Below are 25,698 nucleotides of genomic sequence, written 5' to 3' on the forward strand. Positions count from 1 at the left end.
GCGCCTCTGTCTGTGGCCGCCTGTCATCTGTTCGCCCAGCGCGGCCCCGGGGCGGCACTGAGGCCCACTGTCACCGGCGGCCCGCTGTCAGCGGCTGAGCACACTCACGATTTCGACATGGCTGGTCTGGGGGTAGAAGTCATGCGGCACCACTTCGGCCAGCTTCCAGCCCCGGCGCACCAGATCGCCCACATCGCGCGCCCAGGTGGCGGGGTCACACGAGACATACACCAGCCGGTCGGCGGTGCTGGCGTGGATGTGGTCGCGCGCGCCCTCTTCCAGCCCGGCGCGTGGGGGGTCCACCACAATCACGTCGGTGCCCAGTTCGGAAAAGCGGGCGGCGTCGCCACTGCGGAAGGTCACGTTCGTCTCGCCGCTCTGGGCCACGTCCTGCCGGCCGCGCGCCAGGGCCTCGGGCGCGGCGTCCAGCACGGTCACCCGGCGGAAATGGGGCGCCAGATGCCGCCCGATGGCGCCTGCACCCCCGTACAGGTCCACGGCGTGCTCGCCCTGGCCCGCCAGCTGCGCGGCGCGGCGGTAAGCCAGCCCCGCCGCTTCCGGGTTCACCTGGGCAAAGCCAGTGGCCGACACACTCACCTGCACGTCCCCGAACTGCTCGCGGATCTCGCTTTCGCCGGCAATCAGGCGCACGCCCGCGCTGAAACGGCGCCCGGCGGGCTGGGCCAGCGACACGCCCACCACTCCCGCGTCCATCAGGTGGTCGCTGGCGCGCAGGTACTGCCGGGGCTCGCCCGCGCCGATCAGGGCCGCCACCACCTCGCCGGTCAGGCGGCTGGCGCGGAAAGCGACCTCGGTGGCGGGGTCCAGCTGGGCCGGGTCCAGGCGGTCCAGCACCGCCTGAATCTCGGGCATCACCAGGGGGTCGCGGCTGACCACCAGGGGCTCGCTGCCCCGGCGCTCGCGGTAGGCCAGCCCCCGGGGGGTCACCAGATACTGCGCGGTGTTGCGGTAGCCCCAGGGCTGCGGGCTGGGCACGGTGGGGGAGACGCCGTGGCGCACCTTGGCAATGCGGCTCAGGGCCTCTTCCACAAAGGCGCGTTTGTAGTTCAGCTGCGCTTCGTAGGTCGCGTGGGCCAGATCGGCGGTGGGCAGCTCCGGGCCGTCCACGCGGTCGGGGCTGCGGCGCAGCACCTCCACCACCTCGCCCTGGCGCACGCCCTTGCCGGGGCGCACCCGCGCCGTCACCTGTTCGCCGGGCAGCGCGCCGCGCACCAGCACCACGCCGGATTCGTCACGGGCCAGCCCCAGACCTCCGGCGACCAGTTTCTCGATTTCCAGCGTAAGCAAAGCGTCCGACATAAAGAACAGGGTAGCGCGGATGGGGTGAAGGGGGCGCACAGTGCGTCACGTTGCCGATGCCACGCGTGTTGGCTGCCCGGTACGGTGGCGGGATGAGCCCTGAGCCCCCCTTTCAGTTTGATCTTCAGCAGCGCAACACCCTCAACCGCTCGGGGCTGGCGGCCTATGTGCAGCGGCCGCCCCGTGACCGGGTGGGCTGGGTGCACGTCCGGCAGGTGTGGTTGCCGGGGTGGCGCCCTGCGCAGTGGGCCTATGAGGTGCAGCATCTGGAAGTCACCCTGGAGTCGTTCTGGACGGCCCAACGTGATGCCGAGGCAGGACTGGATGTGGAGCCCTGGGACGAGCTGATGCTCACGGCCTACACCACCTTCCTCACGGATGACCTGAAAGAGGTGGAGGACTTCTTCGCACCGTTCATTGACCGGCCTGAATTTGCCCGGCACCCCGACCGGGTGGACTGTCCCCATGAATACGCCAACGAGGAGTGGTCTGGGGAAACACCGGCCCGGTACAGCCTGACCCGGCGCGCCTGGGCCGCATTTCTCCTGTGCACGCAGGAGCGGAAGCTTGACCTTCATTGGACAGAGGGCCCGCAAGCCCTTGCTGGCCGAGTGCTTCGGGTGGGCCTGGGTGACTTTGACCTGCTGACGGCCCAGGGCCTGCACACCATGACGTTCGGACAGCGGTACGGGGCTCAAGTGTGGGCAGAAGCTGCGGAGGGATACGCTGAAGGGTGGACCGAGCCAGGGTCACGGATCGCCCTTGATCCTTCTGCACTGCCTCTCTGGTCCTTTGCGCAGGCAGCGTGGATCTGGTCTTCTGAAGATGGGTGCTGAACGGAGCACGGCCGGGACTAAGCCCGGCCGTGCTCGCTTGCCCTTCAGTTCTCGTATTCCAGATACGTGTAGCCCAGCAGTTCCTCGCCGTAGTCCTCCAGCAGCTCGTGCTCCTGCTCGCTGCTCAGGGTGCCCACCTTCAGGGCGGCGTCGGCCTGGTCCTCAATGGCGTCGCGCAGCATGGGTTCCTCATAGCCCATGGACTCGATCATGCGCCGGGCCTTCTGGCCGCGCACAAAGAGGTCAATGTTGAAGCGCCCGCCGGGCCGCACGGTGACGTGGGCCTCGCTGACCTTGCCGAACAGGTTGTGCGCGCTGCCCAGCACGTCCTGGTAGGCGCCCATGAGGAACACGCCCAGGTAGTAAGGCCGCTGGCCGGGTTCGTGCAGGGGGAGGGTGGCCTTGACGTCGCGCAGGTCAATGAACTTCTCGATCTTGCCGTCGCTGTCGCAGGTGATGTCCACCAGGGTGGCCTGCCGGGTGGGTTTCTCGTTCAGGCGGTCCAGCGGCACAATCGGAAACAGCGCCTGAATGGCCCAGTTGTCCGGCAGGCTCTGGAACAGCGAGAAGTTGCAGATGAACTTGTCGGCCAGCACCTTTTGCAGGTCTTCCAGCTCGTCGGGCACGTACTTCTCGTTCTGAATCAGCTTGGCAATCCGGCGCAGAATGGCGTTAAAGAGCGCCTCGCCCCGGGCGCGGTCCTGCAGCGTCACGTAGCCCAGGTCAAAGAGGTTGTGCAGCGTCTGCTTGTCGCCCACCGCGTCGTTGTACATCTCGCGGTAGTTGCGCCCGGTGATGTTGCCCAGGATCTCTTCCATGTCCTTGACGATCTGGTGGCTCTCGTCGCTGGCGGGCGGCAGGTCTTCGAGGTCGCGGGTGGGGCCGGTCACGTCCACCACCGGCAGGATCAGCACGGCGTGGTGCGCGGTCAGGGCGCGGCCCGACTCCGAGACGATCACGGGTTCGGGCACCTCGCGGGCCTTGCAGACCTCCTGCACGGTGTAAACCACATCGGCGGCGTATTCGCCCACGGTGTAGTTCATGGAGGCGTAGAAGGTGGTCTTGGACCCGTCGTAGTCCACGCCCAGGCCGCCGCCCACGTTCAGGTACTTCAGCTGCGCGCCTGCGGCGATCAGGCCCGCGTAGGTCTGGGTGGCCTCGCGCACCGCCACCTTCACGCGGCGGATGTCGGTGATCTGCGAGCCGATGTGGGTGTGCAGCATCACCAGGCTATCGAGCATGTCCTCTTCTTTCAGGCGCTCGACCACCCGCAGCAGTTCGTAGGCGTTCAGGCCGAACTTGGCCTGGTCGCCGCCCGATTCCTCCCACTGCCCGGAGCCGCGCGCATGCAGCTTGAAGCGCACGCCGACGGCCGGCTTGACGCCCAGCGCCTTGGCCTGCTTGAGAATGCGGTCCAGTTCCGAGAACTTCTCGATGGTGATGACCACGTTCTTGCCCAGCGTGCGGCCCCACAGCGCCAGTTTGATAAAGCCGTCGTCCTTAAAGCCGTTGCAGCACAGCAGGGCGTCGGGGTGCATCTTCTGGGCGAGGCACAGGGCCAGCTCGGCCTTGGAGCCGGCTTCCAGGCCGTGGGCGTAGTCGTAGCCGGCCGCCGCCACCGACTCGACCACCACGCGGCGCTGGTTCACCTTGATGGGAAACACGCCCTGGTAATGGCCGCTGTAGCCGTACTCGGCAATGGCCTTGCCGAACGCCTCGTTCAGGTGCTTGACCCGCCCCGAGATGACCTGAGGAAAGCGCAGAATCACGGGGAGGCTCTCGCCCCGGTCCACGATTTCATCCACGATGGCGCGCAGCGGGGCGTGCAGGCCGGGGCTGGGGGTCACGTCCAGAACGCCCTTATCAGAGACGCGGAACCAGCCGCCCGACCAGTTGGGCACCTGGTAGAGTTCGGCGGCGTCGGTGGTGGAAAAACTGTTGGGGGTCGTCATGAGGGGCGTCCTCCTCCGAAAGTGGGGATAGGCTCGCCGTGCGCGGGGTTCGGAGCGCAGCTCACGGACGCCGTGCGAAACCGGGGCGCATGATACGGCAAAGCGCGCCGGCAGGAAGTCATGTGGGCCCCCATTCGCCGGGGGACATTGGGGGAGCGCGTGCCCAGCCTGCGACACGAAAAAGAGGCGCCCCTGGAGGCACCTCTTTCTTCTTCTGGCGGTCCGGACGGGATTTGAACCCGCGACCTTCTGCGTGACAGGCAGATATGCTAACCGCTACACTACCGGACCAGCGCCAGCAGACTAAAGGCAGAACGGACCCGTGTCAAGCCGGCGGCGTGCCGGGATAGGCTGCGGCCATGTTCCGAGACCCGGCGCGCGCCGCCCTGCGGGCCTCCAGCGAGGTGCTGGGCCACGATCTGACCGGGCTGCGGCCCCTGATGCGGCAGGTCACGGCGCGCGGGGGCGTGGTGGCGGTGGCGCGGGGGCCGGCGCGGGCAGTCCACGCCTTTGGGGCCGTGCGCCCCGGGCAGGGCTTTGAACTCGCCAGCGTGAGCAAACCCTTCACGGCGGCGCTGGTCTCGGCGCTCCAGGCGGCCGGGCACCTGGACTGGGACCGGCCGCTGGCCGGGCTGGGCGGCCCGCTGCGGGGGCTCCCGCCCTTTATCACCCCGCGCGCCCTGGCCACCCACACGGCGGGGCTGCCCATGCACCCGGCGCGCGTGGCGGTGACCACCTTCACCCGCTTTCACGACCCTTACGGCGGCATGGACCCGGCCGCCGTGGTCGCCAGTGCCCGCCGCTGGGCCCGGCCCGGGGGCCGCTTTGTGTATTCCAACCTGGGGGTGGGCCTGCTGGCCCTGGCGGCGGCCCACGCGGCGGGCGAGGCCTTTAGCGCTGCCGGGTATGGCCGCGCACTGGCGCGCTGGGTCACCGGCCCGCTGGGGCTGGGGGTGGGCCTGCAGCGCCCGGATCAGGTCACCGCGCCGCCCACCGGGTTTGGCCCGCTGGCCGGAGCGGGCGGGCTGTTCGGCGCGGCCGAGGACCTGCTGACCTTTGCCGAGGCGCAGTGGGCCGGCCGCTCGGCCAGCGCGTGGTCAGAGACGGTTCGCCCCCCCGGCCTGCCCCCGGCGCTCAGCGGCGTGGCGCCCGGCTGGTTTGCCCGGGGCCCCCTGCGCTGGCACGACGGCGCGGCCCGCGCCACCCGCACCGCCCTGGGGTTTAACGCCCAGAGCGGCGCGGTGGCCGCCGTGCTGGTGCGCGGCGGCGCGCCCCTGCTGGGCCCACGCGGCGGGGTGACACAGCTGGTGCTGGGGCTGCTGGGATAAGGGGCAGATGGCCAAGGATGGGGGGTGCAGACTGGGCTTGAATCGTGCCCAAGGCCGGGACCAGCCAACGCACTGGCAAAGAAGAGCACCCCTCCAGGTGGAGAGGGGCGCTGGGGTCTCAATTTTGATAAACGCCTTCAGCGCACGGCAGAGCCCACCCAGGCCATCTGCCATTGACCATCAACCATCTGCCCCATCTACGGTGCTTCCGGCGGCACCACCCACGTCACGCTGCGGGCGCCCGTGAAGGTGGCCGGCAGCGGCGCGGCGTTCCAGGTGCCGCTTTGCAGGCCCAGCAGGGTATCGGCGCGGGTGAGGGTCGTGGCGCTCAGGGCGTACAGGTAGCCGTCGGGGGTGAAGGTCAGGTCGCGCAGGTCGGTGAAGGTGGTCACGGTCGCCGCGCTGTTCGCGGCAGTGGAGGCGCCGTTCCACACCCGCAGGGGCTGGGGGCCCAGGCCCGTGCCCACATCGCTGCGCCACGCCGCCAGCAGGCGCCCGCCGGGGGCGCCGGTCCACAGCCGGTCGTAGCGCGCTGTGCCCAGGGCGCTAATGGTGGTGGCGGGGTCGGGCAGGCCAGCGGCGTTCAGGCGCTGCACGCCTGTGTCGGTGGCGGCCAGGACCTCCGTGCCGTAGGGCGCCAGATCGTAGATGGCCGCCGTGGGCTGCGGATCGCTGACCTGGGGCGCGGCGCCCCCCAGCGGCACGGCCACGCGCAGCACCTCGCTGCCGCCGCCCAGGCGAGGCCGGGCCACCACGCCCACCTCGCCCTGCACCGCCAGGCGCACCGGGGGGGTGCCGGGGCCGGGGGTGGGCGCCAGGAAGGGCGGCAGCGTGGTCTGCCACACCAGGCGCGCGCCCTGGTACAGCGCCAGCCCCTGCGAGCCATTGCAGTCGCTGAGCACCAGCAGGCGGTCCAGGCCCGGGTTCTGCGCGGCGCGCGTGAAGCACACTGGCGTCAAGCCGGGCGCCGGGAAGGTGGTGGTCACGGCGAGGTCAGGTCCCCGGCTTTCCACGGCCTCGGTGCGCACCAGCAGGAACAGCCGCGCGTCGGTGGTGGGGTGCACGCTGACGCCGCCGGTCACGCCCGCGGTGGGACCCGGGGTCACTGTGGGCGCCGTATTGGCGCCGCCACCGCGCAGGGTCAGGGTACGCAGGGTGGTCGCGCCGTCCAGCACCACCAGGCGCAGGGGGGGCGGGGTTTCCTCGGTGCCGGTGCAGGCGGTGAGGGTGCCGGCAGTCAGCAGGCCCAGGGTGAGCAGAAGGGGCAGGCGGCGCATGGAGGACCTCCGGGGGGTCAGGGCAGGGTGGGCAGCAGCGGCACGTTCACGCGGTCGCGCTCCAGGTCAAACAGGGGGTAGTAGGTCTGGCCCGGCAGGCCCACCGCCACCCGGAAGCGGCGCAGGCCCAGGTCGGCTTCGGCCTGCAGCGCCCAGCAGCAGCGGTCAATGGTCAGGCCCAGCACGGGTGAGAGCGGCTGCGGGTTCTGCCGCACGCCGTCCAGCCACTCGAAGCTCTGGCGCAGGCCCAGGGTCACGTAGGCGCCGGGCGGCTGCCCCGCGCGCCCCAGGCCCAGGCTGAAGCGCAGCGGTTCCAGCGACAGTCGGTCACGGGCCTTATCGTCCGGGAAGGTGCCCTCGCGGGTGCGGGTGTAGATCGCGCGGCCCGAGGCCGAGAACCGTTCGGCGTTCCAGGCCGCGCTCACGTCTGCGCGCGCCAGTTCCAGGCGCGGCTGGTCCAGGCCGGGGGTGTTCACGGCAGCGGTCAGCGAGAGGCTCTGTCCCGGGCGCGTGGTGTTGAAGCTGCCCGTCAGGGCCGGGCGGGTAAAGCCCCCGCGCCCCAGATCGTAGGGGCCGCCGTAGGACAGGTTCCAGTTGGTGGCGGCGCCGCCCACCGTACCGACGCTGAAGAAGAGGGTGCCGCTGTCGGTGGCGCCAGGAACACGCACGAGGCGGAGGTTGTGCGTCGTCTTGAACTCGTAGCGCCCGCGCCAAGTTAGTGTGGCGTCACCGACCAGCTGCCCGGTGGGCGGATTCAGGGTCTCGCTGCCCGACAGGCGCAGGCTGTTCAGCACCGTGTCGCGCGTGCCGCTGAGGTTGTAGCGCACACCCACGGCCGTGATCTCCGGCGTGCGCATGGCGTGCGTGACCGACGCCGAGAAGAAGTCGCTGCGCTCGTCCCCATTGACCGTGGCGGTCACGGTCAGCGGGCCGGGGCCCTGTTCTTTGGTGTAACTGCCGCTGGCGGTCAGGCTCAGTTTTGGTGCGGGCCAGCGACTGGTGCGGGTGGCGGTGGCCGGACGGGCCGGAGTGGTGCCTGTGGCCGGCTGGGCGGGGGTCACGGTGACCTTGCCGGCATCCGCGTCGGCCAGCGTGGCATTGAAGCTGAACGCATCCAGTTCTTTGTCCAGCAGGTCCACCGTGGCCGAGGAGCCCAGGGTCAGGGGCCTCCGGTTCACATTCAGGGTGAAGGTGGTGGGCTGCTGCGCCGGGCGCGCGAACAGGTTGCGGCTGCTGCTCACGCTGAAGGTCACGTCGCGCACGGGCACGGTGTTGACGCTCACGCTGATTGGCGCTTCCAGCAGGCGGCCGCTCAGGGCGTCAAACGCAAAGGGGCTGGTGCCCTCTATGCGGTTGTAGGCGGCGCTGACCGTGAACGAATTCGTGGTGTTGAAGCGCTGGGTCAGCTGGCCGCTGAGCCGCAGGTCCACCGTGCGGGCCCCGGTGCCGTAATAGCGCCCGGTAAACGAGTTGTTCAGCGTCAGGTCGGCGTCCCGCCAGGGTTTGGCGGTGTACGAGATGGTGTGCTGCTCTTCCAGGCGGCTGGTGGTGATGTTCGGGCCCTGGCCGGCCACGCTGCGGGCCAGCGGATTGACGCGCCCGGTGTACCGCCCGGCTTTCACGCGGAAGTCGGCGCTGAGGCCGCCATTCGTGTAGGGCTTCGGGTCCACGACCACTTCGGGCAGGTACAGCGTGTCCTCGTTGCTCAGCGCGGTGGTGGGCGGCGGCCCAAAGCGGTTGACGTAGTTGAATTCGGCGCTGAAGAGGGGATACTCCGCCCTGGCGCTGAAATTCACGCGGGTCACGCCGCGCTCGGGGTCGGTGGCCGCGCGGCCGATGTCGCGGCGGGTCACGTCCAGCGAGTAGTCCAGGTCGCGGGTGGCGGTGGCCAGGGGAATCCGCCCACGCACGCCGAAATTCAGGTCCACGTCGTAGCCGCTCTGGCCCACGGGTCTGGGGTTGGCCAGCGCGTACAGGTTCACCCGGTCCACGTAGGGCAGCGGCGCGTAGGAACGCAGATCGACGCCCAGCCCCACGCTGGGGCTGCGGTTCTGGTAGTAGCGCAGCAGGGTGGTGCCCAGCGTGCTGGAGCCAATCGAGAAAGGCAGGTCGGCCTGCACGGTGTAGCCGTCCACGGCGTCGCGGCCGATTTCCAGGCGGGGCTGGCGGTCCTTGTCGTTCAGGGGCAGCACCAGCACTGGCAGGAAGAACACCGGCACGTCGGCCAGGAGCACCTGCGCGCGGTAGGCCACGAGGCGGTCACCCGGGTACACGATCAGGCGCTCGGCGCGGAAGGCGTAGTCGTTCGGGGTGCGCCCGCAGCGCGCGCAGGTGGTGAAATACCCGCCCGTGGCCCGCAGTTGCCCCGGAATGCGTTCCACCTCGGCGCCGCGAATCTCCAGCGCCGCGTCGCTGATCAGCACGTCCTCGCCGCTGATCTGCTCCTGGCCCAGTTCCACGACCAGGTTCTCGCCGCGCAGGTCCTGGGCATCCTTGGCGCTGCGGTAGCTGGCCGCGCCCACCAGGGTCAGGGTGCGCCGGGTGCGGTTGAATTCCACCCGCTTGGCGCGCACCACATCGTCGTCCACGCGCAGTTCCACGCTCTCGCCGGCAATGATCACCAGTTCCTGGCCGTCCACCTGCCGCAGTTCCAGGGTATCGGCGCTGATGATCTTGACGGTGCGGGCCTGCGCGCCGCCCAGCAGCCCCAGGGCCAGCAGGGCGCCCAGCAGCGGGCGGCGGGAGCGAGGGTGAAGACGGGTCAGCGCCCGCGTCACTGGGCGGCCCCGCCCGGCGCGGCGGTCAACCGGGCCTGGGCCTGGAGGTCCAGGCCGGGCAGCCCAAGCCCTGGCAGCACTGGGCCCGCTGCCAGGACCGGCTGGCCCTCACCCCCAGCGGCCAGGGTGCCCAGGCTGGTGCCGGGGTAGTAAAAGCCCAGCACATGCAGGTGGGTGTAACCCGCCCTGGCCAGCCCCAGCGCCCCGTACTGCGAGAGGCCCACGCCGTGCCCGGCCCCGCTGCCTTCGATCACCAGGGGGTTCAGGCCCGACAGGGTTACCCGGGTGCCCGGCGCCCCCAGCGCGCGGATAAAGCCCCCAGCGCGGGCGCCGGCCAGCTTCACCGTGCCCCCGCTGGCGATCAGGGTGAGTTCCAGCGGCCTTCCCGATTCGCTGACGCGGCTGACCGTCACACTTTTCAGAGGCGTGCGCACCCCGTACTCGCCCGCCAGGGCCTGCACCTTGCTTTGCGGCACCTCCAGGCGCCAGCGGGCGCGCGGCCCCCCGGCCGAGAAGGGATCGGCCTTGGCGTTCAGGTAGGGCAGGGCGCTGCCCCAGACCTCGGCGCTGGAGGCCGTAAAGCCCCCGGAGTCGCTGCTGAAATAGGTGCTGGCCGCCCGGCCCCCGTAGGCCACCACCTGGGCGCGGGTGGCGTTCACGGCGGCGTCAGTCTGGGGTTTTTCGGCGCTGACGCCGGGGTATACCTGGCAGGTTTCGGTGGCGCAGGTGTCGTAGGGGGCAGCCGGATTCAGGCGGGCAGCCACGTAGGTGCGGGCCACCACCGCCTGCGCCGCCAGGGCCGCCGGGGGCCACGAAGCGGGCATCTCGGCCGGCACCACGCCGCGCAGGTAGTCCTCAACATCCACCACGTTGATGCCCTGCACCTTGCCGTTCTCGGCGCGCAGGTGTAGGCCGCCCCGGTAGCTGCGGCCCGCAATGTCCACGGTGGCCCCGGGCGCGGGCGGCAGGTACAGCGCGGCGTTGCCCGTGGGCTGGCCATTCAGGGTGAGCTGCGTCCCCGAGACCCCCACGGTCCAGGTCTGGGTGGAGGCGGGGCCCGCTGGCGTCAGGGGCGCGGGCACGCCCAGCCCCGGCGCGGCGGGGGCGGTCAGGGGCAGGCGCACCGTCAGCTGCGGTCCAGACGCCACCAGCACCCGCACGTTCAGCGCGCCCGCCGCCGGGGCCAGCAGCGCCAGGGCGGCCGTGAGCGCGGCCCGCGCCCAGGCCCCCACAGGCGCGCCGGGGCCCACAGACACGCGGCGCAGGCAGCGGCGGCTCCCCGGCACCTCGGGAAGCAGAGCAGTTCCTTCAGGCATGATCAAGGCCGAGTATACGCAGCCCAGACTGGCGCCCATCTGACAGCCCGGTGAGAAGTGCGCGCCCCCCTTGAGCCGCCCTTGGGCCATGCGGGCCCCGGGCACGCGGTCGCGGCATCATGGCCGCTATGAGTGCGCCGCCCCCGCTTTCCCCCGGCCGCGTGTGGGCCCATGTGGGCCAGCCCTTTGCGCCTTCGCCCTACGACGTGGCCGTGGTGGGCGCCGGGCGCATGGGGGCCGCCGCCGCGCTGTTCCTGCGCCAGCGGGCCCCGGCCCTGCGGGTGCTGCTGGTGGAAGAAGGCGGCCTGCCCAACGAGGAAGGCGCGACCATTCTGGCCCCCGGCGTGTGGAGCCGCCTGGGCCTGGACCCCGCGCTGCACCCGGCCGCCGACTGGACCCGCGCGGCCCTGCAGGCCCTGGGCGACGTGGGCTGGGAGTCGCGGCCCCTGGTGACCCTGCACGCCGGGGCCGCCCCCGGGCGCGTGCCCACCCTGGAGGCCCTGGCCCCCTGGCCGGACAGTCTGGCCCTGGTGGACCCGGCCGCGCTGCCCTGGGCCGAACTGGACCGGGACGCCGCCACCTACCGCCCCGGCCACGCGGCCCTGCACGCCGCGCAGGCGGCCATCCGGGCGGGGGCGGACCTGCTGCTGAACACCCGCGCGGCGCCCCAGCCCGGCGGGCGGCTGTGCCTGGAGCGCCTGACCGTCACGAACACCCACCAGATCGTGACCCATGAGACCCTGACCGTGCCGGCCCGCGCCGTGGTGCTGGCGGCCGGTGCCGGGGGGCCCTGGCTGGCCGAATGCGCGCTGGGCGTGCACACCCGCCACGCCCGCGCCTACCGCCAGACCCCGCACCTCGCGGTGCCCAGCACGGCGCAGAGCCCGGTCCTGCGCGCGGGGGGGCTGACCCTGCGCCCGCAGCACGGCGCCTACACCCTGATTCCGCCGCTGCACGGGCGCGACCCGCACGGCTACCAGCCTGCAGGCGGGCAACTGACCGGGGTGCCCACCGGCCTGCGGCGCGAGACCCTGGAAGATCTGGTGGCGCTGATGGACGCGCTGCCGGTGCTGGCCACAGACGCCCTGCACCTGGGCCGCAGCCTCGCGGACGTGCCGGGCGCGTGGCTGGCCCTGCCCGGCGGGCGCCCGGAGGGCCTGCCCACCTTTGAAGTCCTGGACGAACACACATGGCTGCTGCTGGGGGGCCCGCAGGCCGACACGCTGGGCCTGCACGCGGCGCAGGGGCTGGCAGAGGCGGTGGCAGCGGCACTGGCCTGAAGGTGGGCCCCAGATGGCTGAAAGGGCGTCCCTTTAGGGCGCTGGGGTGAACAGAGGGCCAGAGGGCCAGCCCGGCACGGACACCAGGGCTGACCCTCTGCCCCGCAGGCTGTCTCTACGAACTGCAGCGCCCGGGACCTGAGCCGCCGGGCGCTGACAGGAGGGCCTGCTGCTTTACCCGGCCAGGGCGCGCAGCACCTGCAGGGCGCCCTCGGTCTCGGCGGCGCGGGGGGTCACGAAGAAAAAGGCCATTGCCAGCGCCAGATACACCGCCAGCAGCAGCACGCCTTCAAACCATGTGGTTTCGCCGTCCTTGGTCACGCTGGTGACGATCAGGGCGACGGCGATAATCGCAATGAGTTCCAGCGGCGAGCTGAACACGAGGTCCATCGGGTGGCCCAGGGCCGCGCCGATCAGCACCAGCAGCGGCGCAGTGAGCAGCGCCACCTGAATGGTGGCCCCCAGGCCGATATTCACGGCGAGGTCCATCTGGCCCCGGCGGGCAAAGTACACGGCGGCGATGTACTCGGCAAAGTTGCCCACCACCGCCAGCACAATCACCCCCAGGAAGAATTCACTGAGGCCCAGCTGGCTGGCGGTGGCTTCCAGGGCGCCGGAGAGCATTTCCGATTCCAGGGCGATCAGCAGGGTGCCGCCCAGCAGCACGCCCAGCGCCGTCACCAGCGGCCAGGGCTTCTCGGGGCCGTGGCCGTGCCCGGCCTCTTCACTCACGGCGAACACGTCCTTGTGCGTCACCAGCGTGTAGACGAGGTTCAGCAGATACACCACGATCAGCAGCACCGCCACGCCAATGCTCAGGCGTTCGTCCAGGCCCGCGCGGGCGGCGGCCCCGGTGGCAAAGCCGGGCAGTTGCTCGGTGTAGTCAAAGATGGCGGGCAGCGTGAGGGTAATGACCGTCAGAAAAAGCATGGCGCTGAGCTGCCCGGCGTTGGCGGCGTTGAACTTCTGCCGTGTGCCGCCCCTGACAAACCCGGCCGCCACAATCGCCAGCCCCAGCCCCAGCAGCGCGTTGCCGATGATTGACCCCGTGATCTGCGCCTTGACCACCTGCACGTTGCCGTCCAGCAGAATAAAAATGGCGATGATGAGTTCGGCCATGTTGCCGAAGGTCACGTTCAGCAGCCCGCCAATGGTGGGGCCAGCGTGCGCGGCCACATGTTCGGTGGCCTTGCGCAGCCAGTCGGCCAGCGGCACGATGGCCAGCACGGCGGTGGCAAACACCCACAGCGGCGGGGCGTGCGTCACGTACTTCAGCAGCAGGCTGAGGGGAATGAACCCCAGCAGAAGATTCATGGGCATGCGGGCAGTCTAAGCGCGTCCCCAGCTGGCCCGGCTGGGGCAAGTGGACATGAAGGCCGGCCGGGCGCCCGCGTGAAGTGGCCTTTCAGGTCCAGGGCAGGGCCGACCGGGCCGCCCAGTAGGCGGCGGGCTCCTGCGTCAAAGCGGCCAGCAGCGGCGCAGCGTTCACGGTCACCCGCTGCGCCGCCAGATTCTGCGCCAGTTGCTCCGGCGTGCCCGCCCCGCTGAGCACCACGTCGGCCCAGGGCTGGGCCAGTGCGGCGCCAATGGCCACGGCGTCCGGGGTCACGCCCAGGGCGTGGGCGGCGTCCTGCAGCGCCGGGGGCACATCGCCCTGCCCGGTCAGGCCACGGGCACTCAGGCGGCCATTGGCCACCGCTTCCTTGACCACCACGGTCCAGCCCGCCGCGTGGGCTTCGGCCAGGGCGGGGCCCGCCGAGGGCTCCAGCAGATTCCAGGTGGCCTGCACGGCGCCAAACGGACAGGCGCCGTCCACCTGCACGGCCAGGGCGCGGCGCAGGGTCTGGGCCTGCCCCGGCCCGCTGGTGCTGAGGCCCACGCGCACGCCCTGCCCGGCCAGTTCTGCCAACTTCGAGAGCACCCCGGCGCTGTCCAGCACCCCCGAATCCAGCGTGGCCGAATGAATCAGGTACAGGTCTGGCGCGCGGCCCAGCGCCGCCCGGGTTTCGGGCCACTGCCGCGCCAGGGTGGCGAGGTCGTGGGTCTTGACCTCATGCACCTCGGCTTCGGTGCGCCAGTCGGCCACGTAGGTGTAGCCCCATTTGCTGCCAATCACCGCGCCCGTGTGTCCCCGCTCTTGCAGCCACTCACCCAGAAAGACCTCGGCCCGGCCATAGCTGCGCGCGGCGTCGAAGTACCGCACGCCCGCCGCCCAGGCCGCGTCCAGCACCGCCCAGGTCTGGACGCGCAGGTCGTCCACCCCCTTGCCGGGCAGGTCCGCGCCGTGGCCCAGGTTGATGTACCCGGGGCGGCCCAGCGCGGCCAGCCCCAGGCCCAGCCGGGGGGCGCCGGGGGGCCAGGGGCTCAAGCGCCCCTCGTCAGGGCCGTGCGGTGGAGGAACAGGCGGGGCCAGAGGACACAGGGGCGTTGGGTCATGCCCACAGGCTACGGCGCCATGTGGTCCGGCCACGCCCGCAACTCGGCGGCCAGCGCCACCGACAGGGGCAGACCCAGGTCCTCCGCCAGCTGCAGGGTCCAGGCCACGGCGTGGGTATACGCCTGTTCCAGTCCGGCGAGGTCTGCCGTGACGCTGGCGTAGCGGCCCAGGGCGGCTGCGCTGAGCTCTTGTTCGGCCGCGCGCGAGGCATTCGGCCAGTGTCCGGTTGCGCCTTCGTGCAGGCGGGCCAGCCGCAATAAGCCGCCCTGCACCCAGCCCAGCAGTTCGTGGGCCCGCACGCGCTCGCCGCGCGCCAGCACATTCAGCCCAAAGGCCAGCCAGTTCAGCAGGCGGTCCAGAAGCAGTGGCCCTTCACCCGCCGGGTCGGCGCGGCGCGTGGCCAGCACCGCCAGATGCCCGGCCAGTTGCCCGTCTGTGTCCCTGACCAGCATGCGCGCGGGGTGAACCTGCTGCGGGGTCCAGGTTTCCACCTCGGGCAGACGGGTGACGGCCTCGACATGCAGTTCCACGCGGCGCAGGCTCGGAAGGATGGCCGTGGGCGTGCCGAACTCGTTGACCACGAAGTGCTGCACAGGTAAGTGTGCCCGCAGCCAGCCCTCGGCACTCACCGCTGCGCCAGGGGCGAGAAAGGCCCAGTACTCCAGGTCGCTCCAGGCGTCGGCGCGGCCCTGCGGCACGCTGCCGTAGGCGACCACGTGCGAAAAACGTGGGTCGGCCCCCAGGGCCGCGCGCAGCTGCCGGTCCAGGGCCAGCAGGCCAGCCAGGCGCGCCTCAGGTCGCAATGATCGCCTCGGCCTCGATTTCCACCAGATGCAAGGGGTCAATCAGGGCGGCCACCTGCACCATTGTGGTGGCGGGGCGAATGTCGCCGAACACCTCGCCGTGGGCCGCGCCCACCTCGGCCCAGCGCGCGATATCTGTAACGTAAATGCGGGTGCGGGTCACGTCTTCCAGCCGGGCGCCCGCCGCTTCCAGGGCCCGACGAATAATGCCCAGAATCGCGCGGGTCTGCTCGGCGGGGTCGCCTATGCCCACCACCTCGCCGTTCACGGTGGCGGTGGTGCCGGCCACCTGCACCATGTTGCCCACCCGCACCGCCCGCGAATACCCCACCTGCGTTTCCCACGGACTGCCACTGCTGATGTTCTGCCGCATGGAGGCCAGCTTATCGGGGCCGGGGTGGGCGTGGGGTGGCGCTCAGTCCTCGTACAGTTCGCCCTTGCGCGGGCTCAGCGTCCAGGACTGCACCGCCCAGCCCTGCGCGCCGCGCTGCAGGTTCACGGTCAGGGTGTAACGGTCGCCGTCAATGTATTCGCTGTTCGTCTTGTCATCGGCGAAGCTCAGCGTCACGGGGAGCGCCACCTGCGCCTGATCCGCCCGGTCCACGGTCAGGTCCAGGCTGTCGAAGGTGAAGTTGCCCAGCCGCTCCAGGGGCAGGTTTTTCAACTCTGGGCTGTCCAGCGTGGCCAGCCAGGGCTTGGCGCGGGCCGCTGCCACGTCAATACGGCGCTGCACCTCGGCTTTCTGGGCGGCGGTGCGGGGCGGCGTGGTCTGGGTATAGCTGGCCCCCACATGCTTGGCCAGCGTATTGAGGTCGCCCAGCAGGCCGGCCGTCACCGCCAGGGGATCGTCAGTCAGTTCGGTCAGACGCGTGGGCGAAACCCGGTAGGCCACGTAGCGCATGCCGCCGCTGCGTTCGTCGCGCACCAGCACGTCGTCGCGGCCCCCCGCGCGGCGCACGGTCGCCAGGGGAACCCAGGCGGTGTCCAGATAATCGGGCTCGACCTGCCGCGCCGGGACCGTCATCAGCGGCGGGCCCGCCACGATCTGGCCGCCCTGGGCGCGGTACAGCCGCAGCGTGGCCTGGGCGCCGCCCCCCACCAGCCCCAGGTATTCGCGCACGCCGGGGCCACTGAACGAGCCCCCCAGCCCCCGGCGCGGGGCGCTGAAGGGCACGCCCGCGCGCAGCGGCCAGTCGCTCAGGCCGTAGTCGTTCATGGCGCGGCGGATATCCGGGCCATAGTTGCCCAGCCACGTGCGGAAGCGGGCGGGCAGCTTCTGCACGAACGCCTGCGCCTCGCCGGGTTTGCCAATGGCCAGCAACGTGGCGTAATCGGCCAGCACCTCGCCGCCGCCGGTCTTGTCGGTCACGGTTTTGGTCATCAGGCCGCGCAGCACGCCGGGGAAAGCGCGGCTGTTGTCCACATACTGCCCGCCACTGTACGAGAGCACCACCGGCAGCGGAATGCTCTCGGCAAAACTCAGGCCGTAGGCGTAGGCAAAGCGCCAGTCGGCGGCCAGCAGTTCCAGCGGGCCCTTGCCGTCCAGTTGCCGGGGCGTCAGCGTGTCGCTGTGCGCGCTGAAGTAGGTCAGCAGCTTGCGCGGCGGCGTGGTCAGCGAATACAGCGTGTGGGTAAAGCAGCAGTGCGCCCCGCCCGAAAAGCCGGCCAGCAGCACCTCCGGCACGCCGTCGCCGGTCACGTCGCGGCACCAGTCCACGCTGACGGCCGTGTCGGAGACCGAAGCGTAGGTGGCGCCGCCCCGCACGAGGCTCACGCGGTCTTCGGGGTCGTCGAAGCCGTTTTCGGCCAGGCGCAGGGTGTAGGCGCCGCAGGTCTGGGTGCTGGTTTTCACCGGGGCGCGCGGCTCGTCCTGGGCGCGGGCGGCGGGCAGCGTCAGGGGCAGCAGGGCGAGGGTGAGCAGAAGCCAGCTCCGGGGTGGGGGCGCAGTGAACACAGGTTCAGTAAAGCACCTGCGTCGGCCCAGGCGCCCGCCTTGATTTTTCCGGGGCGCGGTGTACACTCGCCGCAGTCACCAGGGGTGCCGCTCAAGTGGAGCGGCTGAGAGGGCGCGCCAAGCCTAACCCTAGGAACCTGATCTGGTTTGTGCCAGCGGAGGGAGCGTGACGGGTGCCAAGGCCACATGTGGGTTTTGCCCCCCTCCGAAGCGCGTGAGGGGGGCGTTGTCGTGTTGATTCGCTAAACAAAAAGTCCACAAATACCGCCGGCTGAAGCGGTCTGCGGTTCATCTCCGGTGTCTGTTCTCACCGCCTTTGCTGTGCGCCCCGCGCGCCCGGCCGTCCCTGCTCTGTTGCCTTTCGGAGGCCCCATGCCCACCCTGCCTGACCTGCCCCAGCCCACCCTGGACGCCGACCTGACCACCCCCTTTCCCGGCAGCGAGAAGGTATACCTGCGCGGCACCCGGCACCCCGGCGTGCGCGTGCCTGCGCGGCGCATTCACCAGTCGCCCACCCTGGTGCGTGTAGGCGAGCTGACCCGCCGCGTGCCCAACCCCCCGCTGCTGGTCCCCGATACCAGCGGCCCCTACACCGACCCCGCCGTAACCGTGGATCTGCGCGCCGGGCTGGGGCACGCCCGCCCCTGGCTGGCCGGTGACGCCCGGCTTGAACTGCACCCTCACCGCGTGGCCCCTGAACTGGACCGCAGCGGCCCGCTGCCTTTTCCCCGGGTGCCGCTGCCCCGCCGCGCCCGCCCCGGCGCCGAGATCACCCAGTTGCAGGCCGCGCGCCGGGGCGAGATCACGCCGGAAATGGAATTTGTGGCCCTGCGCGAGTCGCTGCGCCAGGAAGACGCCTTCGACCTGACCGCGCAGCACCCCGGGCAGGCGTTCGGCGCGAGCATCCCGCGCGAGATCACCCCCGAGTTCGTGCGCGCCGAGGTGGCGCGGGGCCGCGCGGTGATTCCCGCCAACATCAACCACCCGGAACTGGAACCCACGGTCATTGGCCGCCACTTCCGCGTGAAGGTGAATGCCAACCTGGGCACCAGCATCGTCACCAGTTCCATTCCGGAGGAGGTGGGCAAGATGATCTGGGCCACGCGCTGGGGGGCCGATACCGTGATGGACCTGTCCACGGGCCGCCACATTCACCCCACGCGCGAGTGGATCATTCGCGGCAGCGCCGTGCCGGTGGGCACTGTGCCCATCTATCAGGCGCTGGAAAAGGTGGGCGGCGTGGCCGAGGACCTGACCTGGGCGGTGTACCGCGACACCCTGATTGAACAGGCCGAGCAGGGCGTGGATTACATGACGGTGCATGCGGGCGTGCGCCTGGCCCACCTGCCGCTGACCGCGCGGCGCCGCACCGGCATCGTCTCGCGCGGGGGCAGCATCCTGGGCAAGTGGTGCCTCGCGCACCATCAGGAGAACTTTCTGTACACGCACTTTGCCGAAGTGTGCGAGATCCTGGCCGCCTACGACGTCACCTTCAGCCTGGGCGACGGTCTGCGCCCCGGGTCTATTGAAGATGCCAACGACGCCGCGCAGTTTGCCGAACTGGACACGCTGGGCGAGCTGACCCGCGTGGCCTGGAAGCACGGGGTTCAGACCATGATTGAAGGCCCCGGCCACGTGCCCATGCAGCTGATCCGCGAGAACATGACCCGCCAGCTGGAGGTGTGCGGGGAAGCGCCCTTCTACACCCTGGGGCCGCTCACCACGGATATCGCGCCCGGCTACGACCACATCACGTCGGCCATTGGCGCCGCGCAGATCGCGTGGTACGGCACGGCGATGCTGTGTTACGTGACCCCCAAGGAACACCTGGGCCTGCCAGACCGCCAGGACGTGCGCGACGGCGTGATTGCCTACCGGATTGCCGCCCACGCCGCCGACCTCGCCAAGGGGCACCCCGGCGCCCAGGCCCGCGACAACGCCCTGAGCAAGGCCCGCTTTGAGTTCCGCTGGGCCGACCAGTTCAACCTGTCCCTGGACCCCCAGCACGCCCGCGCCCTGCACGACGAGACCCTGCCCGCCGAGGCCGCCAAGACCGCGCACTTCTGCTCCATGTGCGGCCCGCAGTTCTGCTCCATGAAGCTCAGCCACGACCTGCGCGCCCCCGAGGTGCTGGCCGGGCTGGAGGCCAAAGCGCAGGAGTTCCGCGCGCTGGGCGGCGAGATTTATCTGGGGGCAGGCCATGAGTGAGGGTCGAGAAGTCGAGGCGTCAAGCCGTCGAGGGGGCCCGGATGAGGGTCAGGCCGGTCTTTTTCAAGAGGTAGCCCCCCAGCGCGCCGGGGGGGTCTCGACCTCTCGACCCCTGGACTTCTCGACCGGCACCGAACAGGCGCCCAAAGCCCACCCTGTTGCTCCGACCTCTGGCCCCCTGGACCTCTCGCCCTGCCCCCTGGGGCACCTGTACCTGGTGGCCACGCCGCGCCCCGGCCAGCCAGAGGGCGAGTTCCTGGCGCGAATTGCGGCGGCCCTGGACGGCGGCGTGGACACCCTGCAACTGCGCTGCAAAGACTGGGAGGCGCGGCCTTACATCGCCCTGGGGGGCCGGGTGGCGGACCTGGCGCAGGCGCGCGGGGTGCCGTTCTTTATCAATGACCGTGTGGACGTGGCGGTGGCCTGCGGCGCCGATGGGGTGCACCTGGGCCAGGGCGACCTGCCGCCCGCCTGGGCGCACGGGCTGGCGCCGGGGCTGCTGGTGGGCCTCAGCACGCACGCGCCCGCGCAGGCCATCGCCGCGCTGGCCGAACAGCCCGCGTACATTGCCGCTGGCCCCGTGTACGCCACCCCCACCAAGCCGGGCCGCGCGCCCGCCGGGCTGGCCTACATCCGGCAGGTGGCGGCGCTGCGCCCCCACGTGCCCTGGTACGCCATTGGCGGCCTGGACGCGGGCAACATGCACGAGGTGCTGTCGGCGGGCGCCCGCCGCGTGGCGGTGGTGCGCGCGGTGCTGGACGCCCGCGACCCCGCGCAGGCGGCGGCTGAACTGTGCGCCGCGCTGCGCCCGGGGGTGGGCACATGATCGTGAACGGCGAGCCCCACCCCTCCACCCCCGGCCTGACCCTGTGGGCGCTGCTGCGCGACCTGAACGTGGACCCGGCGCGCGTGGCGGTGGCGGTGAATGACGACTTCTATCCCGGCGCCCGCGTGCCGGACCGTGCACTGAAGGACGGCGATGTCATCGAAATCGTGCGGATTCTGGGGGGTGGCTGAGGGTGCAGGCTGATCCGTTTCACCTGGGCGGGCGTCCCTTCACTTCGCGCTTGCTGGCCGGCACCGGCAAATTCCGCGACTTTGGCCTGATGCGCGAGGCCCTGGCCGCCAGCGGCGCGCAGATCATCACCGTGGCGATTCGCCGCGTGGACCTGAAGGCCCCCGGCCACGACGGCCTGCTGGACGCGCTGGACTGGGACCGCCTGCACCTGCTGCCCAACACCGCTGGCTGCCGCACCGCCGCCGAGGCCGTGCGGGTGGCCCGGCTGGCCCGCGCCGCCACCGGCACGACCTGGATCAAGCTGGAAGTCATTCCGGATGCCCGTTACCTGCTGCCCGACCCGGTGGGCACCCTGGCCGCCGCCGAAGAACTGGCCGCCGACGGCTTCACCGTCCTGCCCTATGTGCAGCCCGATGCGGTGCTGGCCCGCGCACTGGAACGGGCCGGCTGCGCCGCTGTGATGCCCCTGGCCAGCCCTATTGGCAGCGGGCGCGGCCTGCGCACCCCGGACCTGCTGACCACCGTGCTGGACGGCGCGGGGGTGCCGATCATCGTGGACGCGGGCCTGGGGGTGCCCAGCGACGCCGCCCAGGCCCTGGAACTGGGTGCGGACGCCGTGCTGGTGAACACCGCCATTGCCGAAGCCCGCGACCCGGTGGGCATGGCCCACGCCTTTGCCCTGGGCGTGCAGGCCGGGCGCGCGGCGTTCCTGGCCGGGCGCATGGCGGCGCGCACGCACGCCAGCCCCAGCAGTCCGGTGCCGGGCGTGCCCCGGTTGCCTGATCCGGAGGTGCCGGTGTGAGGGGGTCTAAGGGTCGAAGAGTCAAAGGGTCTAAGGGGGGCTGGGGTCAAGGGCGGGGCCGGTGGTGGGGCACCAGTCGAGAGGTCGAGGCGTCTAGAGGTCGAGAAGGGCTTTTTCTCGACGCCTCGACTTCTGAACTTCTCGACCCCAGCGCGTCCCGCCCATGACCGCCCGCGAAGTCATCGTGGTGGGCGGCGGCCTGATCGGCGCGCTGGTGGCCTTCACGTTGCGGCAGGCGGGGGCAGACGTGCTGGTGCTGGACGCGGGGCGGCGGGGGGCCGCGTGGCGCGCGGCGGCGGGCCTGCTGACCCCGGACGGCGAGGGGCTGCGCGGCACCGCCCCGCACGCCGAGGCGCTGGACAGTCTGCGGCGCTGGCCCGCGCTGGTGGCCGCCCTGGAAAGGGCCAGCGGGCAGCCGGTCTTTTACCGGGAAGGGGTGCGCCGCCGGCAACCCGGTGGGGGAGAGGCCGTCACCCCTGGCGAGGCCCGCCTGCACCCGCCGTCGGTGGTGCGCGCCGCGCGGGCCGGGGTAGAGGTGCGGCGGGCCCAGGTGCTGGCCCTACACCCGGGGCCGCGTGGGGTGACGGTGGTGGCAGATGCAGGGGGCTGGACAGCCCAGACGGTGGTTCTGGCGGCAGGGGTGTGGAGCGCGGCCTTTGGGGTGGCGGTGCGGCCCGTGCAGGGGCAGGCCCTGCTGCTGGACAGCCCCGCCGAGGTGGGCGCGGTGTACGGCCCGCCCACCCGGGGCTTTTCCCGCTACGCCCTCTCGCGCCCCGACGGCGTGTACGTGGGCGCCACCGCCCGCGCCTCGTGGGCCACCACGCCTGACGCGCATGCCAGCCGCTGGCTGATGGGGGTGGCCGGGCAACTGGTGCCAGGCGTCACCGCCCCGGTGCAGACGCGGCTGGTGGGCCTGCGCCCCTTTACCCCAGATGGAATGCCGCTGGTGGCGCCGCACCCTGGCCTGCCCCGCGTGCTGGTCGCTGCCGGCCACGGGCGGCACGGCGCGCTGCTGGCCCCGGCCACGGCGGCGCGGGTGCTGGCGCTGGTGCAGGCGGGGGTGCCCGCATGACGGTGCCGGTGGCCCTGAGCATTGCGGGCTCGGATTCTGGGGGTGGGGCCGGGATTCAGGCCGACCTGAAGACCTTTGAGGCGCATGGCGTATACGGCACCAGTGTCGTCACCCTGATCACGGTGCAGAACACCTGCGGCGTGCAGGGCGCGTGGCCGCTGCCGCCCGAACAGGTCTCGGCGCAGCTGGAGGCAGTGCTGGCGGACTTTCCGGTGGCGGCGGTGAAAACGGGGGCGCTGGGCAACGCGGCCATCATTCAGGCGGTGGCGGGCGCGCTGGGGCCCCGGGCCCTGCCGCTGGTGGTGGACCCGGTGATGCTGGCCAAGAGCGGCGACCCCCTGCTGGCCCCCGACGCGCTGGACGCCCTGCTGCACGACCTCCTGCCGCTGGCCACCCTGGTCACGCCCAACGCCCCAGAGTGGACGGCCTTGCAGGCGGCGGGCGCCCCCCCTGACCTGCCGCTGCTGCTCAAGGGCGGGCATGTTCCGGGCGAAATGGTGGTGGATGACCTGCGGGCCGGTGAACACCGCTTCACCCTGACCGCGCCCCGGCAGCCCACCCGCCACACCCACGGCACCGGCTGCACCCTCTCGGCGGCGATCACGGCGCAGCTGGCGCGGGGCCAGCCCTTGCCAGACGCGGTTCGGCTGGCCCACGCCTACCTGCAAGCGGCCCTGCGGCACGCGCCAGGGCTGGGCGCCGGGCACGGCCCGCTGGGACACGCCCGCGCGGCCCAGGGCCATGCCCATCTGTCCGCCTCAGCGGGCCACGGCCTGACCTGACGGGGTCTTTCGTTCGCCTGGCTGCCTGCTGTGCGACCTGCGCCACACCCAGCCTAACGAGCGTTAGGTACACTGGGGGACAACTCTCAATGGAGGTGGCCCCATGACCCAACCCCAGACCTTTCCCAACGGCGAAACCGCCGAACAGCACGCCGCATTCGAAGCCCGCATTGCGCGTGGCGAAAAAATAGAAAGCGGCGACTGGATGCCCGCCGAATACCGCCGCCAGCTGATCCGCATGATTTCCCAGCACGCCCACAGCGAAGTGGTGGGCATGCTGCCTGAAGGCGAGTGGATCACCCGCGCGCCCACCCTGAAGCGCAAGACGATCCTGATGGCGAAGGTGCAGGACGAGGCCGGGCACGGCCAGTACCTCTACCACGCCGCCGAAACGCTGGGCGCCACCCGCGAGGAGATGCTCCAGGCCCTGCTGAGCGGCAAGGCCAAGTACTCCAGCATCTTCAACTACCCCACCCACACCTGGGCGGACGTGGGCATGATCGGCTGGCTGGTGGACGGCGCCGCCATTAAGAACCAGACCATGCTGGCGGGCTGTTCTTACGGCCCCTACAGCCGCGCAATGGTGCGCATTTGCAGCGAGGAAACCTTCCACCACAAGCAGGGCAAGGAAATGATCGTGGCCTACGCCCAGGGCACCCCCGAGCAAAAGCAGATGGCCCAGGACGCCCTGAACCGCTGGTGGTGGCCCGCCATGATGATGCTGGGGCCGCACGACGCCGACAGCCCCAACACGGGCGCCCTGGCGAAGTGGGGCATCAAGCTGAAGACCAATGACGAGGTGCGCCAGGAGTTCATTAATGAGCACGTGCCCGAACTGCTGGAAGCCGGCCTGACCATCCCCGACCCCGACCTGCACCAGGACGAGCAGGGCAACTGGCGCCACGGCCCAATTGACTGGACCGAGTTCTGGGCCGTCATTAAGGGTGAGCAGGGCCTGAACAGGGAGCGCCTGGGCACCCGCCAGGCCGCCCACGACGACGGCGCCTGGGTGCGCGAGGCGCTGCAGGCGTACACGGACCGGCAGCGGGCGGACGCAGCGGACTGACCTTCTGAAGGTGAGTGGGAAGTGGTCAGTGGGAAGTGGACCTGCATCTTTTCCACTACCCATTCGCCACGGACCACTCACCTGCTGCCGGAGACACGATGACTCAGATGGATTCCCACCCCGACACCCAGTGGCCCCGCTGGGAAGTGTTCAAGCAGGACGCCCCCGGGCGGCCCCACCAGGCCGTGGGCAGCGTCCATGCCGGTGACCCCCAGCACGCCCTGCTGACCGCCCGCAACGTCTTTGTGCGCCGCCCCGCCGCCGTGAGCCTGTGGTGCGTGCGCGAGAGCGACCTGCTGACCGCCACCCCCGAAGAACTGACGACCCGCCCGGCGGTGCTGGACACGGCGGGCGAGGCCGGCACCTACCACCTGGGCGTGAAGCGCACCCACAAACGCTCCATGACCTTTGTGGACCTGGTGGGCACTGTGCAGGCCGCTGGTCCTGGCGACGCACTGCGACAGGCCCAGGCCGCCCACCCGGACGCCCTGGCGTGGCTGGTGTTCCCGGACCGTGCCGCCGTGCGCACCGACGAGGACCCCGGTACGGTCGAAAGCTGGTTTGCCCCCGCCAAAGAAAAAACCTACAAGCAGCAGCAGTATTACGGCGTGATTGGCCGCCACATCGGGGAACTGAAGCGCGCGGGCCTGATGCCGGGCCGCGCCCCCACCGAGGAGGGCGCATGACCGCCGCCACCGAAGCCCTGAGCACCGCCCAGACCCAGGCCCTGATTCGCAGATTGACCGCCCTGGCCGACGACGAGATTATCCTGGCCCACCGGGGCGGCGAATGGACCGGGCACGCGCCCATTCTGGAAGAGGACATTGCCCTGGCGAACATCGCCCAGGACGAACTGGGCCACGCAACCCTGTATCTGGGCCTGCGCACCGACCTTGACGGCAGCGACCCCGACCGCCTGGCCTTCTTCCGGGGCGCCGACGAGTACACGAACACCCGTTTCGTGGAGCTGCCGCGCGGCGACTGGGCCTTCACGATGCTGCGCCAGTTTCTGTACGACACCTTTGAAGCCCTGTGGCTGGAAGCCGCCACCCGCAGCAGCTACGCGCCCCTGGCCGCGGTGGCCGCCAAGGCCGTGCGCGAGGAGAAATTCCATGTGCAGCACACGGCGCTGTGGGCCGAGCGCCTCGCCCTGGGCACCGAGGAAAGCCGCCGCCGCACCCAGACGGCCCTGAACGAGCTGTGGCCCCACGCGGCCCAGTTGTTTCAGCTCGTCGAGGGCGAGGCCGAACTGGTGGAGGCAGGACTCCTGCCTGACCTGGGCGCCGTTCACGCCCGCTGGCACGACCTCGTGACCCGGCATCTGACCGGCAAATGCGGCCTGACCCTGCCTCAGGCCGGCGCCGAGTCGGCCCCCCGCACCGTCCACACCGAGCACCTCGCGCCCCTGCTGGCCGAGATGCAGCGCGTGGCCCGCGAACACCCGAACGCGGAGGTCTGGTAGAGATGGTG

General features: G+C 71.1%; 22 protein-coding genes, 1 tRNA gene and 1 riboswitch. Of the genes, 12 read left to right on the top strand and 11 right to left on the bottom strand.

Going from position 1 to position 25,698, the window contains the following annotated elements:
* Positions 1-87 precede the first annotated feature (87 nt).
* Complete coding sequence (locus K7W41_RS12760) at positions 88-1,320, bottom strand: class I SAM-dependent RNA methyltransferase (RefSeq protein WP_224609057.1); 1,233 nt, start codon at positions 1,318-1,320, stop codon at positions 88-90.
* A 92-nt stretch (positions 1,321-1,412) separates the two neighbouring features.
* Here K7W41_RS12760 and K7W41_RS12765 point away from each other — a divergent pair, with 92 nt between their 5' ends.
* On the top strand, positions 1,413-2,156 hold the full coding sequence (locus tag K7W41_RS12765) for a hypothetical protein (protein WP_224609060.1): 744 nt from the start codon (positions 1,413-1,415) through the stop codon (positions 2,154-2,156).
* Positions 2,157-2,200: 44 nt separating this feature from the next.
* On the opposite strand, the gene speA is transcribed toward K7W41_RS12765, so the two are convergent.
* The gene (gene speA, locus K7W41_RS12770; RefSeq protein WP_224609063.1) at positions 2,201-4,108 is read right to left on the bottom strand and encodes a biosynthetic arginine decarboxylase; all 1,908 of its coding nucleotides are present in this window, start codon (positions 4,106-4,108) and stop codon (positions 2,201-2,203) included.
* A 215-nt stretch (positions 4,109-4,323) separates the two neighbouring features.
* Positions 4,324-4,399, bottom strand: a tRNA-Asp gene (locus tag K7W41_RS12775).
* A 68-nt stretch (positions 4,400-4,467) separates the two neighbouring features.
* On the opposite strand from K7W41_RS12775, the gene K7W41_RS12780 reads away from it, so the two are divergent.
* Positions 4,468-5,436 carry a serine hydrolase domain-containing protein gene (locus K7W41_RS12780; protein ID WP_224609066.1) on the top strand — a complete coding sequence of 323 codons (969 nt, stop codon included), beginning with the start codon at positions 4,468-4,470 and terminating at the stop codon, positions 5,434-5,436.
* A gap of 197 nt (positions 5,437-5,633) precedes the next feature.
* Here K7W41_RS12780 and K7W41_RS12785 read toward each other — a convergent pair whose 3' ends face one another.
* The 3 genes from K7W41_RS12785 to K7W41_RS12795 are packed head-to-tail and all read right to left on the bottom strand — an operon-like array spanning position 5,634 to position 10,806.
* Entirely contained in the window at positions 5,634-6,713 is a 1,080-nt protein-coding gene (locus K7W41_RS12785) for a hypothetical protein (protein ID WP_224609069.1), read from the bottom strand.
* 17 nt (positions 6,714-6,730) lie between these two features.
* Positions 6,731-9,490, bottom strand: a complete 2,760-nt coding sequence (locus K7W41_RS12790; RefSeq protein WP_224609072.1) for an LPS-assembly protein LptD — start codon at positions 9,488-9,490, stop codon at positions 6,731-6,733.
* Positions 9,487-10,806: a SpoIID/LytB domain-containing protein gene (locus K7W41_RS12795; RefSeq protein ID WP_224609075.1), complete on the bottom strand. Its 1,320-nt coding sequence runs from the start codon at positions 10,804-10,806 to the stop codon at positions 9,487-9,489. The genes K7W41_RS12790 and K7W41_RS12795 overlap by 4 nt, the downstream gene beginning before the upstream one ends.
* Before the next feature lie 128 nt (positions 10,807-10,934).
* On the opposite strand from K7W41_RS12795, the gene K7W41_RS12800 reads away from it, so the two are divergent.
* The gene (locus K7W41_RS12800) at positions 10,935-12,086 is read left to right on the top strand and encodes an FAD-dependent oxidoreductase (RefSeq protein ID WP_224609079.1); all 1,152 of its coding nucleotides are present in this window, start codon (positions 10,935-10,937) and stop codon (positions 12,084-12,086) included.
* Between the two features lie 174 nt (positions 12,087-12,260).
* Here K7W41_RS12800 and cax read toward each other — a convergent pair whose 3' ends face one another.
* The 5 genes from cax to K7W41_RS12825 form a co-directional block, all read right to left on the bottom strand.
* The gene (gene cax, locus K7W41_RS12805; RefSeq protein ID WP_224609082.1) at positions 12,261-13,406 is read right to left on the bottom strand and encodes a calcium/proton exchanger; all 1,146 of its coding nucleotides are present in this window, start codon (positions 13,404-13,406) and stop codon (positions 12,261-12,263) included.
* A gap of 85 nt (positions 13,407-13,491) precedes the next feature.
* A complete protein-coding gene (locus K7W41_RS12810; protein ID WP_224609085.1) occupies positions 13,492-14,454 on the bottom strand; it encodes an aldo/keto reductase in 963 nt (320 codons plus the stop codon).
* Between the two features lie 77 nt (positions 14,455-14,531).
* Complete coding sequence (locus tag K7W41_RS12815) at positions 14,532-15,326, bottom strand: hypothetical protein (protein ID WP_224609088.1); 795 nt, start codon at positions 15,324-15,326, stop codon at positions 14,532-14,534.
* Positions 15,316-15,699, bottom strand: a complete 384-nt coding sequence (locus tag K7W41_RS12820) for a RidA family protein (RefSeq protein WP_224609091.1) — start codon at positions 15,697-15,699, stop codon at positions 15,316-15,318. The genes K7W41_RS12815 and K7W41_RS12820 overlap by 11 nt, the downstream gene beginning before the upstream one ends.
* A 42-nt stretch (positions 15,700-15,741) precedes the next feature.
* Entirely contained in the window at positions 15,742-17,280 is a 1,539-nt protein-coding gene (locus K7W41_RS12825) for a hypothetical protein (protein ID WP_224609094.1), read from the bottom strand.
* A gap of 70 nt (positions 17,281-17,350) precedes the next feature.
* A riboswitch (TPP riboswitch) is annotated at positions 17,351-17,462 on the top strand.
* A gap of 190 nt (positions 17,463-17,652) precedes the next feature.
* On the opposite strand from K7W41_RS12825, the gene thiC reads away from it, so the two are divergent.
* The 9 genes from thiC (at position 17,653) to paaC (ending at position 25,690) form a co-directional block, all read left to right on the top strand.
* Positions 17,653-19,488, top strand: coding sequence for a phosphomethylpyrimidine synthase ThiC (thiC, locus tag K7W41_RS12830; RefSeq protein ID WP_224609097.1), 1,836 nt, complete (start codon positions 17,653-17,655; stop codon positions 19,486-19,488).
* A complete protein-coding gene (thiE, locus tag K7W41_RS12835; RefSeq protein WP_224609100.1) occupies positions 19,481-20,314 on the top strand; it encodes a thiamine phosphate synthase in 834 nt (277 codons plus the stop codon). The genes thiC and thiE overlap by 8 nt, the downstream gene beginning before the upstream one ends.
* The gene (gene thiS, locus K7W41_RS12840; RefSeq protein WP_224609102.1) at positions 20,311-20,505 is read left to right on the top strand and encodes a sulfur carrier protein ThiS; all 195 of its coding nucleotides are present in this window, start codon (positions 20,311-20,313) and stop codon (positions 20,503-20,505) included. Before thiE ends, thiS begins: the two co-directional genes overlap by 4 nt.
* Positions 20,506-20,507: 2 nt before the next feature.
* Positions 20,508-21,308: a thiazole synthase gene (locus K7W41_RS12845; RefSeq protein WP_224609105.1), complete on the top strand. Its 801-nt coding sequence runs from the start codon at positions 20,508-20,510 to the stop codon at positions 21,306-21,308.
* A 163-nt stretch (positions 21,309-21,471) separates the two neighbouring features.
* Complete coding sequence (locus K7W41_RS12850; protein ID WP_224609108.1) at positions 21,472-22,380, top strand: NAD(P)/FAD-dependent oxidoreductase; 909 nt, start codon at positions 21,472-21,474, stop codon at positions 22,378-22,380.
* Positions 22,377-23,162 carry a bifunctional hydroxymethylpyrimidine kinase/phosphomethylpyrimidine kinase gene (gene thiD / locus K7W41_RS12855; RefSeq protein ID WP_224609110.1) on the top strand — a complete coding sequence of 262 codons (786 nt, stop codon included), beginning with the start codon at positions 22,377-22,379 and terminating at the stop codon, positions 23,160-23,162. The genes K7W41_RS12850 and thiD overlap by 4 nt, the downstream gene beginning before the upstream one ends.
* A gap of 103 nt (positions 23,163-23,265) precedes the next feature.
* Entirely contained in the window at positions 23,266-24,228 is a 963-nt protein-coding gene (paaA, locus tag K7W41_RS12860; RefSeq protein WP_221090006.1) for a 1,2-phenylacetyl-CoA epoxidase subunit PaaA, read from the top strand.
* A gap of 107 nt (positions 24,229-24,335) precedes the next feature.
* The gene (locus K7W41_RS12865; RefSeq protein WP_224609112.1) at positions 24,336-24,914 is read left to right on the top strand and encodes a phenylacetic acid degradation protein; all 579 of its coding nucleotides are present in this window, start codon (positions 24,336-24,338) and stop codon (positions 24,912-24,914) included.
* Positions 24,911-25,690 carry a 1,2-phenylacetyl-CoA epoxidase subunit PaaC gene (gene paaC / locus K7W41_RS12870; protein WP_224609115.1) on the top strand — a complete coding sequence of 260 codons (780 nt, stop codon included), beginning with the start codon at positions 24,911-24,913 and terminating at the stop codon, positions 25,688-25,690. The genes K7W41_RS12865 and paaC overlap by 4 nt, the downstream gene beginning before the upstream one ends.
* Positions 25,691-25,698: the final 8 nt, after the last annotated feature.

Source organism: Deinococcus multiflagellatus, from assembly GCF_020166415.1.
Taxonomy (GTDB): domain Bacteria; phylum Deinococcota; class Deinococci; order Deinococcales; family Deinococcaceae; genus Deinococcus; species Deinococcus multiflagellatus.